The organism is Stenotrophomonas pictorum JCM 9942 (genome assembly GCF_001310775.1).
In the GTDB taxonomy this organism is placed as follows: domain Bacteria; phylum Pseudomonadota; class Gammaproteobacteria; order Xanthomonadales; family Xanthomonadaceae; genus Stenotrophomonas; species Stenotrophomonas pictorum.
In genome coordinates this window covers 1-1,949 of the sequence record NZ_BAZI01000441.1, presented here as the reverse complement: position 1 = coordinate 1,949, position 1,949 = coordinate 1, and the positions used below count along the sequence as shown (strand labels likewise).

General features: G+C 55.5%; 5 protein-coding genes. 2 read left to right on the top strand and 3 right to left on the bottom strand.

Annotated features, from left to right (window positions below):
- Positions 1-330 precede the first annotated feature (330 nt).
- Together JCM9942_RS14790 and JCM9942_RS14785 are read left to right on the top strand one after the other, a co-directional pair.
- Complete coding sequence (locus JCM9942_RS14790; RefSeq protein ID WP_054660596.1) at positions 331-522, top strand: hypothetical protein; 192 nt, start codon at positions 331-333, stop codon at positions 520-522.
- A 34-nt stretch (positions 523-556) separates the two neighbouring features.
- A complete protein-coding gene (locus tag JCM9942_RS14785) occupies positions 557-1,138 on the top strand; it encodes a hypothetical protein (RefSeq protein ID WP_145974282.1) in 582 nt (193 codons plus the stop codon).
- 42 nt (positions 1,139-1,180) lie between these two features.
- On the opposite strand, the gene JCM9942_RS14780 is transcribed toward JCM9942_RS14785, so the two are convergent.
- The 3 genes from JCM9942_RS14780 to JCM9942_RS14770 form a co-directional block, all read right to left on the bottom strand.
- Complete coding sequence (locus tag JCM9942_RS14780; protein WP_054660592.1) at positions 1,181-1,441, bottom strand: pyocin activator PrtN family protein; 261 nt, start codon at positions 1,439-1,441, stop codon at positions 1,181-1,183.
- Positions 1,438-1,638 (bottom strand): hypothetical protein, encoded by a 201-nt coding sequence (locus tag JCM9942_RS14775; RefSeq protein ID WP_054660590.1) that lies wholly within the window; start codon positions 1,636-1,638, stop codon positions 1,438-1,440. The genes JCM9942_RS14780 and JCM9942_RS14775 overlap by 4 nt, the downstream gene beginning before the upstream one ends.
- On the bottom strand, positions 1,635-1,949 hold a 315-nt coding region (locus JCM9942_RS14770), incomplete at its 5' end, for a DNA cytosine methyltransferase (RefSeq protein WP_172675144.1). The genes JCM9942_RS14770 and JCM9942_RS14775, both read right to left, overlap by 4 nt.

Below are 1,949 nucleotides of genomic sequence, written 5' to 3'. Positions count from 1 at the left end.
TATACAGTATAAAAATATCAATATAAATCAATAATATAACTTCATCTTATGAGGGCTTGTGGTGCCTTTGTAGCTCCGAAAGGCGGGGTGCTTGTACTTCTGCTATCAAACTTGCGTGTGTGATTTGCATAGCACTTCCGTGGCCTATTAATCCAAGGGTTAATTGCGGACTTGAAATGCCGCAGCGGAGATGCGAGTGTTGGTGTCAAGCGGAAAGGAGTTCCGCAAAGGCATAGACATGGAGCAAAAGGCTCAGCTATAATGGGCGGCTTGCTGAGGTCGAAGCGCCTAGCACTTTCCCGCAAAGCGGGACATCAATGGAGACGTGTCATGGCTTATGAAATGAGCAACCTACAGAACCTGTTGTTCGGTGCTGATGGCGTGAACGTGTCCAACTTCAAGCTGTTCCCGGGTAGCAACCGCGAAGTTACGGCTGAACAAATTGCCGCAGAGATCTATCGCTCCATCAATGAGTTGGTTGCGAGTGGAGCTGAGGGCGGTTTGGAGACTGTCGGTAACTGAGGAATCGGAACGGAAACAGGGGAGTTGTTCACGGATGAGCTACAGCAATTTGTATGAGCGGTGTCAGGGCCTTGGCGGCGAGAAAATTAGCCGAACGGTTCTGGTGCCGCTCATTTGCGAAGCAGCATCAAAGCCTCGACCGAAGGTAATGCTTAGCAGCTTGAACCCGGAGATTATTCGGGGCTATTTCGTTACTGCTCACTCTGAGCATCCCTTTGCTAAGTTCGCACGGGCTCCTGGTGGGTCTGTGATTGTTGTTGCTCGCGAGATGAACTATTGCTGGAAGCGGTTTGTTGAAGTCAAAGAGATGATGCATCTCTTTGACGAGAATAGTCAGCTTGTTGGCACTGCAGCCGAGCTCGAGTCTCTGATCAACGAGTTCACGGCTCCTCAGCCTGTGCGGTCGAGTGCGCTGCAATCTGAAACGTCCGCTCTTTGGATGGCACTTGGTGTTCTGTGCCCTGAAGTTAAGCGCCAAGAATTTGAACGTGTCCGCGCACAAGGGAAGATCTCTGATGACGAGATTGCTGAGCGTCTGAAGATCCCCAAGCGCTACGTATCACATCTCTTTGATGTTAGGTACAAGCGAAATCTTGAAATGGTTCTCGCTGCCTAAGTAATGCTGATTCAGAAAAAGCCCCGCTTTAGCGGGGCTTTTTCATGATGCTCGCTGCAACTTCCGCCACTGCTTCGTAGCCTCGTCGCGCTGACCGTCGATGTAAGCGGCAAGCACGTCGGCTGCGACCAGCCACGGTGACTTCTGGCTGCCCAAGCGAAACACCGGAACTGGAAGTGACTGACGCGCAGCGCGCTTGTTCGCTTCCTCAGGCTTCATGCCGAAGTGCTGGCAGCACTTCTCCAGAGGGATGTGCCCGGTTCCGAACTCGGCCAGCAGCAGGAAGACGGTGGTTGTGGTCATGGTGCTTTCCTTTCGACCTGTGCGGCGATCGCTTCGTAGCGCTCTGCCTCTGAGATGTAGTGCTTGACCCGTTCGTCGCGGACGGTGGGTGGGAAGTTGTAGGCAAGCTGCGCGTACTCCGCTGCAAGCCGGTTGGCGGCAGCCATGCGGTGTGCGCTGTGGTCGAAGATATCGAGCTGGCCGCGGTCGCTTCTCATGCCGCCATCCTTTCGTGTTGCTGCACGGCGTCCAAGTTCGCGCGGGCCAGCGCCGCTATCGGTGCAGGGCTCACGCTGTTGCCGACCATGCGCACGGCGGCACTCGTGGTCAGCGGGGCACCGTTGGCGGTGCGGTCGATGATGTAGTCCGGCGGGAAGCCTTGGGCTGTGAACAGCTCGCGGGGCTTGAGCATGCGCAGCCGGATGTCGGTGATCACGTAGGGCGTGGTGCCGATCATCACGGTGACCAGTGCCATGCGATCGCGGGTGGTAATCGTGTCCAGCGGATCGCGTACGTCCAGGGCGGTACC